Genomic DNA, 13,578 nt, shown 5'->3' with positions numbered 1-13,578 from the left:
TTCTTATTTTACCCTACAAATACGTTTAAGACAAGGACACCGATGAGACCCATGACGGCGATAATCGTTTCCAAGGCGCACCAGGTGCGGACCGTTTCTTTAATGGTCAGTCCGAAAAATTCTTTAAACAACCAGAAACCAGGGTCATTCGGCGGGCTGAAGATGAGGGACCCGGCACCGGTCGCCAGAACCATCAGTTCCGGATGAGCACCGGTAGCAACAGCAATCGGTGCGGCAATGCCGCCAGCTGTAAGGGCTGCCACGGTCGCCGAACCACAGGCCGTGCGGATGACGGCAGCAACCAACCAGGCCAAGAGGAGCGGCGAGAGGTCGGAGCCGGCAACCAGATTGCCGATATAAGTGCCAAGGCCGCTGTCGATGAGGACCTGTTTCAAGGCACCGCCGCCGCCGACGATGAGTAAAATCATGGCGATGGCCAGGACCGCATCCTGTACGGTCTTCATAATTTCTTCCATCGATTTGCCGCGACCGATACCAAAGGTATAAATAGCAATAGCAACGGAAATAGTCAAGGCAATGTCAGGCTGACCGAAGAAGGTCAAGATATGGCGCAGGGGCAAATCGGCACTCATGGTCAATTTGGAGATAGCCGCAGCTGCCATGAGGATGACCGGAACCAAGGCCGTGAAGACGGAGATACCAAAACTTGGCATTTCATCATCCTTAAAGATTTTCGGATTGTACAAATTCTTGGGGATTTCCGGATTGATATCCCTCGTCAAGATGCAGTACAAGGGGCCAGCGACGATAGCCGTCGGGATGGCAATAATGGCACCGTACAGTAAGGTCATGCCGATATCGGCGTTATAGATGATGGAAATGGCCGTCGGTGCCGGATGAGGCGGCAGGAAGCCGTGGGTAACCGACAAGGCCGCAGCCATAGGAATACCGATTTCCAATAAAGGAATCTTGGCTTCGGCAGCAATGGTAAAGACTAAAGGAATGAGGAGGACGAAGCCGATTTCATAGAACAAGGCAATGCCGACGATGAAGCCCGTCAGGCAGACGGCCCATTTGACTTTTTCCCGGCCGAAGGCATTGATCAGCGTCGTGGCAATGCGCTGGGCACCGCCGCTTTCAGCCATGAGTTTGCCCAGCATGGCGCCGAAGGATACGACGATGGCAAGACCGCCTAAGGTGCCGCCTAGGCCCTTTTCAATGGTCGGAATCAATTGATCGATGGGCATGCCTTCAGCAAGGCCTACGATACCCGCTACCAGGAGTAGGGCCAGAAAGCTATTGAGTTTTACTTTTACAATGAGAAAAAATAAGATGAGAATGCCAACGGCAAGGATGACAAGCGGCATGATGAAAACCCCCTTTATTTCGTATAATGTTCGTGCCACTGATGGTGGAAGGTGCCTTCTTTATCGACACGCTGGAAGGTATGCGCCCCGAAGTAATCGCGCAGGGCCTGGATGAGGTTGGCCCCTGCCTGGGGACTGCTGTAAGCGTCGAGGTATTGAAGGGCTGCCGAGAAAGCCGGAATGGGAAGTCCCTGGCTGACGGCAAGGCCGATGATGCGGCGCAGGGCACTTTGATTATCATTGATTTTTTTGAGGAAGAAATCATCGAATAAGAGGTTGTCCAAATCAGGATTCTTGCCATAGGCTTCGGTGATCTTGGTCAAAAATTCAGCCTGAATGATGCAGCCAGCTCGGAAAATCGAAGCGATGGCGCCGTAGTCGAGGTGCCAATCGTACGTTTCCGAAGCGCTCTTGTAGAGGGAGAACCCTTGGGCGTAGGCGACGATCTTAGCGGCGTACAGGCTCTGACGGACGGCTTCGACGAAGTCGTCTCCGCGCTGGTGCGTAATGGCCGGACGGACGATAGCCGATTGGGCTTTGACGCGGCTTTTGGCATTGGACATGACGCGAGCGTTGCAGGCTGCCGTAATCATGGAGATATCGACACCTTGTTTCATCGATTCGATGCTGGTCCAGCGACCGGTCCCCTTCTGGCCGGCGGCGTCGACGATCTTATCGAGGACCTGACCGCCGTCTTCATCGTCTTCGGCGAAGATGTCGGCGGCGATGCCGATGAGGAAGCTCTTGAGTTCCCCTTGGTTCCATTCGTGGAAGATCTTGGAAATGGCGGCATTGTCGTAGCCACCGACGTATTTGAGCAGTAAGTAAGCTTCGGCAATGAGCTGCATGTCGGCGTATTCAATACCGTTATGAACCATCTTAACGTAGTGGCCGGCACCGTCGGAGCCGATGTAGGTGCAGCAGGGTTTGCCGTCGGAGGCTTTAGCAGCAATGGCTTCATAAATGGGCTGGATTTCAGCGTATGTTTCCTTGTTGCCGCCGGGCATGATGGCCGGACCGCGGCGAGCGCCCGTTTCCCCACCGGAAATGCCCATGCCATAGAAGTGGACGCCAGCTTCTTTGCAACGTTCAAACCGGCGCTGGGTATCGCCAAAATAGGAGTTGCCGCCGTCGATAATGATATCGCCTTCATCGAGGCGCGAGAGAAGCTGGTCGATCATGCTGTCGACGGGAGCCCCGGCCATGATCATGAGCATGATTTTGCGCGGCCGTTTGAGGGCGGCTAAGAATTCATCGAGTTCCAAAAAACCATGAATCTTATCGTGGGGCCGTTCTTTCAAGAATTTTTCCGTAAGATCCGGCGTGTAGTTGTATACAGCGACGTCATACCCGTGGTCGGCCATGTTGAGGGCCAGGTTGCTGCCCATAACGGCCATGCCGACGACACCAATATCATGAAGCATCATAAGTACATCTCCTTTTCGGCTGAAAATTATAATTTCTGTTGATATGCCGCAATATCGGCAAATTCACCTTGTAATTTTTGATAGAGGCGAATAAAAATATCGTAGAGCTTGCGGTATACGGCGGCATTTTCTTCAATGGGCGTATAGACTTTTTTGGCGTGGACCAAATTGGCCGTATCGGCAATGCTCTTTAACTTCCCGCTTGAAATGAAGCCTAAGACCGCGGCACCGAAGGCGGCGCCTTCACTGTTGTCCGGCAGGGTAATCGGTTCATCGAAGACATCGGACATGATTTGGAGCCAGAGCTTCGACTTGGTAAAGCTGCCGCTGACGCGGATGTCTTTGACTTCGCCAAATTCCCGAAGGGCGGCCATGACGCTGTTTAAGCTGTAGCAAATGCCTTCCATGACGGCGCGGATCATATGAGACCGGCTGTGATTGAGGGAGAAACCGAAGAACATGCCCCGCAGTTCTGAATTCCAATGAGGTGCCCGTTCGCCCGTAAAGCAAGGCAGGCAGATGAGGCCGTCGGCCCCGGCTTCGACGTGTTCGGCCTTCATGGTCATGAGATCGTAAGGATCGATGTCCAGCGTTTCCAGGGCGCTGCCGCCGTAATGGCAGATCTTGTCGCGGACCCAGCGCAGGATCATGCCGCCGTTATTGATGGCCCCGCCGGCAACCCACATGTCGTCGGTCAGGTTATAGCACCAGGTGCGCATCTGCGGGTCGGTCTTCGGCTGACGAGTCAGCATGCGAAGAGCGCCGCTGGTACCGATGGTACCGCTGATCTGTCCCGGTTCGACGGCACCGATGCCGACGTTGACCAAGACGCCGTCGGTGGCGCCGATGACGACGGGAAGACCTTCGGGGAGGCGCAGGGCCTTGGCAGCCGTGTCACTCAACCCCTTGCTGTAGGTCGTGGAAACGACGGGCGGAAGCTGATCCTTGGTGATGCCGGCATAGGCGATGATTTCATCGTCCCAGTCGAGGGTATGTTCATTGTACATGCCCGTCGTGCTGGCAGCCGACTTATCGATAACCCACTGGCCGGTCAGATGGTAGTATAAGTAATCTTTCAGGGATCCGACGTAGCGCATTTGGCGGAACAGTTCCGGCTGGTTCTGACGGAGCCAGATGATCTTAGCCAAGGGATAGCAGGCGTGAATCGGGCAGCCTGTCCGTTCGTAGAAGGAGCGGCACAGGGCTTCATCTTTCTTCATCTCGCGGACGATGGCAGCGCTGCGGCTGTCGGCCCAAGTCTGCATATCGTGGAGGGGTTCCAAGGCTTCGTCGAGGCCAGCAAAGCTGTGCATGACCGTACTCAAGGCAATGCCTGCCAGTTCCTTATTCTTATAGCGGAGCTGACCGGATGTCTTGCGGATGACATCCTGAACGGCTTCGAGAATCTGGAGCGGGCTTTCTTCGGCCCAGTCGGGATGGGGTGTCAATAAGGGATAAAACGCTTCGGAAGAGCAGACGTTAATGCCTTCTTCTGTATAAGCAATGGCACGGACACCGGTCGTACCGACATCGACGCCAATCCAAACTTCCTGATTGACCGAATCCATCGGCGTAATTGTATTCATAAGTCATACATCCTTTCATGAATCATGGCTAGTCTTTTTCGATGCCCTTATGATACCATGCCTATCCCTTAAATGCAATAAAAATATCATTTTTAATTCTATATTTTGATATTTTTATTTCATAGAAAAAACCTTTTCTATGACAAAAGAGCAAGAAGCCTTTCCGACGATGACTGCCTTGCTCCCTGCCCCGTCCTGTGCTATAGTTATCTTGGTATATATAGATATATATTGATCGTTTTATGGGCTGAGCACACTCAGTCCACCATCTAGGAGGGATTTTCCATGAAGGTTATTTTATTAAATGGCAGCCGCCGCGAAAAAGGCTGCACCTATACGGCATTGTCCGTCGTCGCCGATACGCTCCGTGAAAACGGGATCGATACAGAAATCATCCACGCCGTCCCCTACAAATCCGTCGTCACCACCGTTGCCGAAAAGATGAATACCGCCGACGGTCTCATTATCGGTTCGCCGGTCTACTGGGCTTCGCCGACAGGAGAAATCATGTCCTTCATGGACCAATTAGCCGGCATGGCCGGAAGTGCCTTGGCCCATAAGGTCGGCGCCACCGTCGCCTCGGCCCGCCGAGCCGGCACAACGGCTACCTTAGACGTCCTCAATAAATACCTGGCCTACCACCAGATGATCAGCGTCGCCTCCAATTACTGGCCCATGGTCCACGGCAATACGCCGGACGAAGTCAAGCGCGACGAAGAAGGCCTTCAGATCATGCGCAACTTAGGGCGCAACATGGCCTGGATCTTACGGTGCATCGAAGCTGGGAAAAAAGCCGGTATCGAAGCACCGCAGACGGAAACGAAGATCATGACCAACTTCATCCGCTAAGCCCCTGCGCGATAGGAAAAATCCGTACAGTTTCCACAACTGTACGGATTTTCTCTTATTCCCCTCTTTCTAAAAGTGTTGTCGTTGCCACGCTTTTTTTCGGAGAATTGTGTATAATAAGGAATATATTATAAAAAAGCGAGGATTCCCTATGTATCCTATTAATGTAGATCTCCGAAACCGGCCTTGTCTGGTCATCGGCGGCGGTACCATCGCCGAGCGAAAAGCCGCCCGCCTCCTCGACGAAGGCGCGGTAATCACGGTCATCGCTCCGGAGGCGACGGACACGATAAAAGACTGGGCCGCCTCCCATCGACTGACATGGAAGGCCCGTGCCTATGAGGTCGGTGACGAAAAAGCCTACTTTCTCATCATCTGCGCCACCGACGACGAAAGCGTAAGCCGCGCCGCGTCCCAGGCCGCCGAAAAAGAAGGCAAACCGATCAACGTCTGTGACGTCCCACAACTATGCAGCTTCACCCTGCCCGCCGTCGTCCGCCAAGGTGACTTGCAGCTGGCCATTTCGACCAACGGCAAGGGACCGGCCTTCTCACGCTGGCTGCGGCAGCGATTGGAACGGCACTTCGATGAACGCTACAGCCGCTGGCTCGAGGAAGTAGCCCGCGTCCGCCAAGCTGCCCGCGAAGGCCTTCCGTCCTCGAAAGACCGCCATGCCTTTTGGCGCACGGCCTTATCGGACGACATCATGGACCTGGTCGAACAAAATGACATCGACGAAGCCGGCCGCCGCCTCTTTCAGAAGCTGGTCGAATTTGAAAGGAGCCGCCATGAAACGTAACCTGATCATTGGCACCCGCAAAAGTGCCCTTGCCTTATGGCAGGCCGAATACATAAAAAAAGCCCTCGAGTGTCATGACCCGAATCTTTCGATCACCCTCGAGCATATCGTCACCAAAGGCGATAAGATTCTCGACGTACCCTTGGCCCGCATCGGCGGCAAAGGCCTCTTTACGAAAGAACTGGAAGCGCGGCTTCTTGACGGCACCATCGATTTGGCCGTCCACAGCTTAAAAGATGTCCCTACCGACCTTCCGGATGGCCTCTGTCTGGCGGCCGTCACGGCTCGGTCTTACGTCCACGACGCCTTGGTATCGAACCGCTATGATTCCCTCGACGCCCTGCCGGCCCGTGCCCGCATCGGCACGTCGAGCCTGCGCCGAAAGGCCCAGCTCCTAGCCCACCGTCCCGACCTTACGGTCCTTGATCTTCGGGGCAACGTCGATACGAGGCTCAAAAAGCTCGATGACGGCGAATACGATGCCATCATCTTAGCTGAAGCCGGCCTTCGGCGCCTGGGCCTTTCCCAGCGCATTACCCAGCTGCTTCCGACGGACACCATGATTCCCGCCGTCGGCCAGGGGGCCCTTGCCATCGAGACCCGTGCCGATGACGAAGCCTTGAAAAGTGCCCTTTCCTTTCTCTGCAGCGACGACACGACAGCCGCCACGATAGCCGAACGATCCTTTTTAGCGGCCATCAACGGCAGCTGCCAGGTCCCGGTCGGCGTCTACGGCAGGGTCAACGACGGACAGCTAACCCTGTCTTGTATCATCGCCGCCCCCGATGGCAGCCGCGTCTTTCGCCATCAGGCGACGGGCCCTGCCTCGGGCAGCATCGCTATCGGCCAAAAAGCCGCCCGAACCCTCCTCGACCAAGGAGGCCGACAAATTTTGACAGATCTCGGCATCACCCCTGCCGAATAAAGGAGGTTTTCCATGAACGGCATTGTATATCTCACCGGCGCCGGCCCCGGCGACTACCGCCTGCTTACCTTAAAAGGCCGCGACGTCCTCAAAGAGGCTGACGTCGTCGTCTACGACTATCTGGCCGATGAACGTCTCCTCGACTTCGCCCGGCCTGATGCGGAAAAAATATACGTCGGCAAAAAAGCCGCCGACCACACCCTTTCTCAAGAAGGCATCATTGCCTTACTCCTCGAAAAGGCCCGTGCCGGCAACATCGTCGTCCGTCTCAAAGGGGGCGACCCCTTCGTCTTCGGCCGCGGCGGTGAAGAAAGTCGTGCCCTGCACGACGCTGGCATTCCTTTTGAAATCATCCCCGGTGTGACCTCGGCCATCGGCGCCGCAGCCTACGCCGGCATTCCCGTCACCGATCGGACGGCAGCCTCATCCTTTGCCGTCGTCACCGGCCACGAAGATCCGACGAAAAAAGAGTCGTCCATCCGCTGGGATAAACTGGCCACGGCCGTCGATACCCTGGTCTTTCTCATGGGCGTCCACAACCTGCCCTTGATCACGAAAGAATTGATGGCTCACGGAAGAGCTGCCGACACGCCGGCGGCCCTCGTCCGCTGGGGCACCAAGCCCATCCAGGAAACCTTAGTGGCCACCGTCGGCGACATCGCCCAAAAGGCGGCTGAGCAGCAGTTCAAGGCGCCGGCCATCTTCGTCGTCGGCGACGTCGTCTCCCTCCGGCCGTCTATGCAATGGTTCGATACGAAGCCTCTCTTTGGCCTTCGCATCGCCGTCACCCGCACCCATGCCCAGGCGCCGGCCCTGACCCGCCAGCTGGAAAACTTAGGCGCGTCCTGTATCGAAGTCCCGACGATCCGCATCGAACCGCCGAGCGACGATTACGCCGCCCTCGATACCGCCATCGACCGCCTCACGGAATACGACTGGCTCATCTTCACCAGCACTAACGGCGTCGACGCCTTTTTCCGCCGCCTGGCCTTAAAAGGGCTCGACAGCCGCGCCTTAGGGCAGGCCAAATTGGCCGCCATCGGCAGCGCCACAGCGGATGCCCTCCTCACCCACGGCCTTACGGCCGACGTCGTCCCTCGGGCCTACTGTGCCGAAGGACTCTTTGAGGCCTTGTCGCCCCACCTTAGGGGCGGCGAAAAGATCCTCATTCCCCGGGCCAAAGAAGCCCGTTCCTTCCTGCCCGATACGCTCCGCCGTAAAGGGGCCGACGTCGAGATCTGCGAAGCCTATCAAACGATCGGCGCCAGCGAAAACAAAGAACGCCTGGAAAAATTATTGACCGACGGCCAAATCGACGTCGTCACCGTCACCAGTTCGTCTGCCGTCCATCACTTCTTAGACCTCACCCAGGACGCTAGTGACAAACTCGACGCCGTCACCTTTGCCTGCATCGGCCCCATCACGGCCCAGACGTGCCGCGAAAAGGGGCTCACACAGATTCTCACAGCCTCGACCTACACGACAGCAGGTCTGACTGATTGTATAAAAGATTGGAGACTCAACACACGATGAACGTAAATACCCTCCGTCCCCGCCGCCTGCGCCGCTCGGCGCCGTTGCGGGCTATGATACGGGAAAACCACCTCTCCCTGAATGACCTCATCTACCCCATTTTCGTCGTCCCCGGGACGAATGTCCAAGAAGAAATCCCCAGCATGCCCGGCTGTTACCACCTGTCTGTCGACAAAGCCGTCGCCTTAGCCGAAGACATCCGTGAGCTCGGCCTTACGGCCATCGAAGTCTTCGGTCTTCCGGCCTATAAAGACGACATCGGTTCCAGTGCCTGGGATCCGGAAAGCCCGGTCCAGCGTGCCATGAAGGCCATCAAACAGGCCGTTCCCGACATGGTCATCGTCGGCGACGTCTGCCTCTGCCAGTATACGAGCCACGGCCACTGCGGCAAACTGTGCGGCCATGAAGTCGATAACGACGCGACCTTGGAACTCTTAAACAAGGTCGCCGTCAGCCAGGCCGAGGCCGGTGCCGATATCATCGCCCCGTCGGATATGATGGACGGCCGCGTCGCTTCTATCCGAAAAGCCCTCGACGCCAACGATTTTACCGATATCAGCATCATGTCCTACGCCGCCAAATACGCCTCGGCCTATTACGGTCCCTTCCGCGACGCTGCCGATTCGGCACCGCACTTCGGCGACCGCCGGGGCTATCAGATGGATCCGGCCAACAGCCGTGAAGCCCTGAAGGAAATCGACCTCGACCTCGACGAAGGGGCCGACATCATCATGGTCAAACCGGCCCTGGCCTATCTCGACATCGTCCATCAGGCTCGGGAACGCTGCCAGCGCCCCATTGCCACTTACAATGTCAGCGGTGAATACGCCATGGTCAAAGCGGCGGCCCAAAAAGGCTGGATCGACGAAAAGCGCATCGTCACTGAATCCCTGCTCAGCATGAAGCGGGCCGGCTCGGACATCATCATCACCTACCATGCCATCGACGTCGCCCGGTGGCTGAAAAACGGCGACATCGAGGCCTAAGCCATGGATTTAGTCATCGTCGGACTCAACCATAAAACGGTCCCCGTCGCCATTCGGGAACGATTTGCCATGACAGCGGACGCCATCGGCACCGGCCTAAAGCACCTCGACGATTACGGCGGCCTGCGCGAAGCCGTCGTCTTATCGACGTGCAACCGCTCCGAAGTCTACGCCGTCGTCGACGATATAAGGGAAAACGAACAGGCCCTGCGCGACTTCTTCCTCGATTTGGCGGGAAAACCGGCCTATGAGCCGGCCTATTTCTACCGCTATACAGGAAAGGAATGCATCGCCCATCTATTCACCGTTGCCGCCAGCCTGGACTCCCTCGTCGTCGGCGAAGGCCAGATCTTGAGCCAGGTCAAACAGGCCTACGTCATGGCCCATGAACATGGGGCCACCGGGGCCATGCTGAACATGCTCTTTCAGCAGGCCATCGCCGTCGGGAAAAGGATCCGGACCGACACCCACATCGCCTACCACGCCGTGTCGGTCAGTTATACCGCCGTCCAAATGGCGGAAAAAGTCTTCGGCTCCCTGAAGGGAAAAGGGCTGCTTTTATACGGTGCCGGCCAGATGGCCCGCCTGACGGCCCAAAACTTTCTCGGAAAAGGCGCCGATAAGCTCTACATCGTCAACCGCCACTTAGAGCGGGCCGAAGAACTGGCCCGTGACGTCGGCGGTACGGCCGTCCACTATAAAGAGGCCGAAACCATCATCGACGACGTCGACATCATCATCGCCTCTACCGGGGCGCCGCACTACGTCGTCACCGTCCCCCGCCTGCGGCGCTTTCAGGAACGGCGTAAGAATCGCCCCCTCCTGCTCATCGACATCGCCGTCCCCCGCGACATCTCGCCTGACGCCGCCTCCATCGCCGGCGTTACCTTATACAATATCGACGATCTCGAAGACATCGTCCACGACAACGAAGCGGCCAGACAGCGCGAAGCCGTCGCCGCCAAGGTCATCGTCGACGAAGCCGTCGAAGCCATGGTCGAGCGCTACCGCTACCTCTCGGTCCGGCCCGTCGTCGTCAGCCTCTCACAGCAGGCCGAACAGACGCGGCGCCACTTCGTCAAAAAGGCTCGCAGCAAACTGCCGGAACTGACGGACGACCAATTCCGCGTCGTCGAAAACTTATCCCATATCTTAGTCCGCAAGCTCCTGCGGGCGCCCTTACAGCGCACCGTCGAAGCGGCCCATACGCCTGACGAAGCGCAGGTCGTCCGGGAGCTGCAGAACGTATTCAAGTTAGATATTAAAGAGTGAGGAGGCCTTCTTATGATTTCCTTAGAAACATCAAGGGCTGCCTTTGCCGAAGCGCAGACCCTCATGCCGGGCGGCGTCAATAGCCCGGTCCGTTCCTACAGCCGCATCGGCTGCCCGCCGCCGTTCATCGCCTGGGCCAAGGGCAGTACCATTGCCGACATCGACGGCAACGAATACATCGACTACGTCGGCTCCTGGGGCCCCATGATCGTCGGCCACGCCCACCCCCGCGTCGTCAAAGCCCTTCAGGAAGCAGCTGAACGCGGTACCAGCTACGGCGCCCCGACGGTCGTCGAATCGGATCTGGCCAAACTGGTCCGAAAAGTCTACCCGTCCATTGAAAAACTGCGCATGGTCAACTCCGGTACCGAAGCGACGATGAGCGCCATCCGTGCCGCCCGGGGCTATACGGGACGGGAAAAAATCGTCAAATTCATCGGCTGCTACCACGGCCACGGCGACAGCCTCTTGGTCAAAGCCGGCAGTGGTGCCGCGACCTTCGGCCAACCCGACAGCCCGGGCGTTACGGCCGGAACGGCCAAAGATACCCTGACCGTCCCTTATAACGACGCCGCCGCCTTTAAAGCTCTCATGGACCAAAACGGCGACGCCATCGCCGCCGTCATCGTCGAACCCATTGCCGGCAACATGGGCCTCGTCCTGCCCCAAGAAGGCTACCTCGAACTCCTGCGGGAGGAAACGAAGAAACACGGCACGGTCCTCATCTTTGACGAAGTCATGTGCGGCTTCCGCTCGGCCCTCCACGGCGCCCAGAGCATCTATCACATCGAGCCCGACATGACGACCTTGGGGAAAATCATCGGCGGCGGCCTACCTGTGGCAGCCTACGGCGGCAAAAAAGCCATCATGGACTGCGTCTCGCCCCAGGGTCCGGTTTACCAGGCCGGCACCTTAAGCGGCAATCCCCTGGCCATGGCCGCTGGCCTTGAGACGCTGCGCATCATCACCGAAGACCCGGCCTATATCGAAAAGGTCACGGAAAAGACGACAACGCTCACCGAAGGGATTCGCCGCGTTGCCGCCAAAGCCGGCATCCCGGTACAGGTTCCCCAGGCCGGCACCATGTTCAGCGTCTTTTTCAGTGACGCACCGGTCACAAACTACGCCGCAGCCGAAGCCTGCGACGCTGAAGCCTTCAAAAAGTACTTCCTGTCCATGCTGAATGACGGCATCTACCTGGCACCGTCTCCTTTTGAAACGAACTTCGTCTCCGGCGCCCACAGCGACGCCGACATCGAAAAGACGATCGAAGCCGCGGAAAAGGCCTTCCGTTCGCTCTAAGAACAGCCAGTAAAAACTATATCACGGCAATACAAAAAGCCCGTCTGAGCTAAGCTCAGGCGGGCTTTTACACAGGCCGTACCTTTCAGGGTGGGCCGTACCTTATAAGATTTTTGACAAGAAGATCTGGGTCCGTTCTTCCTTCGGATGGGAGAAGAGATCGTCCGGTTTCCCCTGTTCCAGAATCTGGCCTTCGTCGATGAATAAGACGCGGTCAGCCACTTCGCGGGCAAAGCCCATTTCGTGGGTAACGATGGCCATGGACATGCCGTCGTGGGCCAGGTCTTTGATGACGTCGAGAACTTCGCGGACCATTTCCGGGTCAAGGGCCGACGTCGGTTCGTCGAAGAGCATGAATTTCGGTTTCATAGCCAGGGCGCGGGCAATGGCGACACGCTGCTGCTGGCCACCCGACAAGGTTTCGGGATAGGCATCTTTCTTATCGGCCAGGCCTACTTTTTCAAGGAGCTGAATGGCCACTTCCGTAGCCGCTTCCTTGCTTTCGCCACGGGTCTTCATAGGCGACAAGATGATGTTTTCCAACACCGTCATGTGCGGGAAGAGATTGAACCGCTGGAAGACCATGCCGACTTCCTTGCGGACACTATTGATGCTCTTGGCATCGTTCATGCTGATGCCGTCGACGATGATTTCACCGGCTGACGGTTCTTCCAAATAGTTGATGCAGCGGAGAATCGTACTCTTGCCGGACCCCGACGGGCCGATGATGACGACGACTTCTTTATCTTGGATGGTCAAATCGATGCCCCGGAGAACCTCGTGTTTGCCAAAGCTTTTTTTCAACCCTTTAATTTCTATCATCCGTTGCAAACCTCCGTTCCAAATAGCTTACCAACTGGGCGATGGTAAAGGTCATGACCAAATAAATAAAGGCTACGGTCAGCCAGATTTCAAACGAACCGTAGGTCTTGGCGATGATCAGCTGGCCACGACGGGTCAGTTCTTCGAAGCCGATGACCGAAACCAGGGATGTTTCTTTGGTCATGGAAATAAATTCATTGCCAAGGGGCGGGATGACGTGTTTGAAAGCCTGGGGCAAAATGATGTAGCGCATGGTCTGCATCCAGGACAGGCCAAGAGACCGGCCGGCTTCCATCTGGCCCTTATCGACAGACTGAATGCCTGCACGGAAGATTTCTGCGACATAAGCCCCACTGTTTACGGAACAGGCGGCGACGGCAGCGACGAAGGGATTGATTCGTTCGCCGATGATCATGGGCAGGGCGAAGTAAATCAAAAAGATCTGGACTAAGAGCGGCGTCCCGCGGATAATATTGACGTAGCAGACAGCCAGGATGTTCAATATTTTGACTCCTGACAAGCGGCACACACTGGTAATCAGGCCGAATACAAAACCTAAGCCGACGGCAATGGCCGTGATCTCAATGGTAACACCGGCGCCTGCCAACAGCAGAGGCAATGAATTCCAAATCAGGCTAAAATCAAATGACATGAATAACACTCCTCTTGATGATACAGATAAATATACAAAAACACATGCTATCTTATTATACTTGCATATTTATGTGCTGTCAATTCAGATTTAATAA

12 protein-coding genes are annotated in these 13,578 nt (G+C 56.4%); 7 read left to right on the top strand and 5 right to left on the bottom strand.

Going from position 1 to position 13,578, the window contains the following annotated elements; translation table 11 throughout:
• Nucleotides 1–8: 8 nt before the first annotated feature.
• From HMPREF3201_RS05120 to HMPREF3201_RS05110, 3 genes are read right to left on the bottom strand one after another with little or no spacing between them, the layout of a single operon-like run.
• Nucleotides 9–1,328, bottom strand: a complete 1,320-nt coding sequence (locus tag HMPREF3201_RS05120) for a gluconate:H+ symporter (RefSeq protein ID WP_062412052.1) — start codon at nucleotides 1,326–1,328, stop codon at nucleotides 9–11.
• 14 nt (nucleotides 1,329–1,342) lie between these two features.
• Nucleotides 1,343–2,755, bottom strand: a complete 1,413-nt coding sequence (gnd, locus tag HMPREF3201_RS05115; protein WP_062412051.1) for a decarboxylating NADP(+)-dependent phosphogluconate dehydrogenase — start codon at nucleotides 2,753–2,755, stop codon at nucleotides 1,343–1,345.
• A 26-nt stretch (nucleotides 2,756–2,781) separates the two neighbouring features.
• Complete coding sequence (locus HMPREF3201_RS05110; RefSeq protein ID WP_062412050.1) at nucleotides 2,782–4,341, bottom strand: gluconokinase; 1,560 nt, start codon at nucleotides 4,339–4,341, stop codon at nucleotides 2,782–2,784.
• Between the two features lie 285 nt (nucleotides 4,342–4,626).
• On the opposite strand from HMPREF3201_RS05110, the gene HMPREF3201_RS05105 reads away from it, so the two are divergent.
• The 7 genes from HMPREF3201_RS05105 to hemL all read left to right on the top strand — a co-directional run bounded on the left by HMPREF3201_RS05105 (nucleotide 4,627) and on the right by hemL (nucleotide 12,007).
• Nucleotides 4,627–5,190, top strand: a complete 564-nt coding sequence (locus HMPREF3201_RS05105; RefSeq protein WP_062412049.1) for a flavodoxin family protein — start codon at nucleotides 4,627–4,629, stop codon at nucleotides 5,188–5,190.
• Between the two features lie 151 nt (nucleotides 5,191–5,341).
• Nucleotides 5,342–5,989: a precorrin-2 dehydrogenase/sirohydrochlorin ferrochelatase family protein gene (locus tag HMPREF3201_RS05100; RefSeq protein ID WP_062412048.1), complete on the top strand. Its 648-nt coding sequence runs from the start codon at nucleotides 5,342–5,344 to the stop codon at nucleotides 5,987–5,989.
• Nucleotides 5,979–6,914, top strand: coding sequence for a hydroxymethylbilane synthase (gene hemC, locus HMPREF3201_RS05095; RefSeq protein ID WP_062412047.1), 936 nt, complete (start codon nucleotides 5,979–5,981; stop codon nucleotides 6,912–6,914). Before HMPREF3201_RS05100 ends, hemC begins: the two co-directional genes overlap by 11 nt.
• A 12-nt stretch (nucleotides 6,915–6,926) precedes the next feature.
• Nucleotides 6,927–8,447, top strand: a complete 1,521-nt coding sequence (gene cobA / locus HMPREF3201_RS05090; protein ID WP_062412046.1) for a uroporphyrinogen-III C-methyltransferase — start codon at nucleotides 6,927–6,929, stop codon at nucleotides 8,445–8,447.
• Nucleotides 8,444–9,433 carry a porphobilinogen synthase gene (gene hemB / locus HMPREF3201_RS05085; protein WP_062412045.1) on the top strand — a complete coding sequence of 330 codons (990 nt, stop codon included), beginning with the start codon at nucleotides 8,444–8,446 and terminating at the stop codon, nucleotides 9,431–9,433. Before cobA ends, hemB begins: the two co-directional genes overlap by 4 nt.
• A 3-nt stretch (nucleotides 9,434–9,436) precedes the next feature.
• Nucleotides 9,437–10,705 (top strand): glutamyl-tRNA reductase, encoded by a 1,269-nt coding sequence (gene hemA / locus HMPREF3201_RS05080; protein WP_062412044.1) that lies wholly within the window; start codon nucleotides 9,437–9,439, stop codon nucleotides 10,703–10,705.
• A 12-nt stretch (nucleotides 10,706–10,717) separates the two neighbouring features.
• Nucleotides 10,718–12,007, top strand: a complete 1,290-nt coding sequence (gene hemL / locus HMPREF3201_RS05075; RefSeq protein ID WP_062412043.1) for a glutamate-1-semialdehyde 2,1-aminomutase — start codon at nucleotides 10,718–10,720, stop codon at nucleotides 12,005–12,007.
• A 102-nt stretch (nucleotides 12,008–12,109) separates the two neighbouring features.
• On the opposite strand, the gene HMPREF3201_RS05070 is transcribed toward hemL, so the two are convergent.
• Nucleotides 12,110–12,829 carry an amino acid ABC transporter ATP-binding protein gene (locus HMPREF3201_RS05070; protein WP_062412042.1) on the bottom strand — a complete coding sequence of 240 codons (720 nt, stop codon included), beginning with the start codon at nucleotides 12,827–12,829 and terminating at the stop codon, nucleotides 12,110–12,112.
• A complete protein-coding gene (locus HMPREF3201_RS05065) occupies nucleotides 12,816–13,481 on the bottom strand; it encodes an amino acid ABC transporter permease (protein WP_044503954.1) in 666 nt (221 codons plus the stop codon). Before HMPREF3201_RS05065 ends, HMPREF3201_RS05070 begins: the two co-directional genes overlap by 14 nt.
• Between the last annotated feature and the right edge of the window lie 97 nt (nucleotides 13,482–13,578).

The organism is Megasphaera sp. MJR8396C (assembly GCF_001546855.1).
Lineage (GTDB): Bacteria > Bacillota > Negativicutes > Veillonellales > Megasphaeraceae > Megasphaera.
The sequence above is the reverse complement of the archived record's forward strand: the minus strand, read 5'-3'. Positions and strand labels throughout refer to the sequence as shown.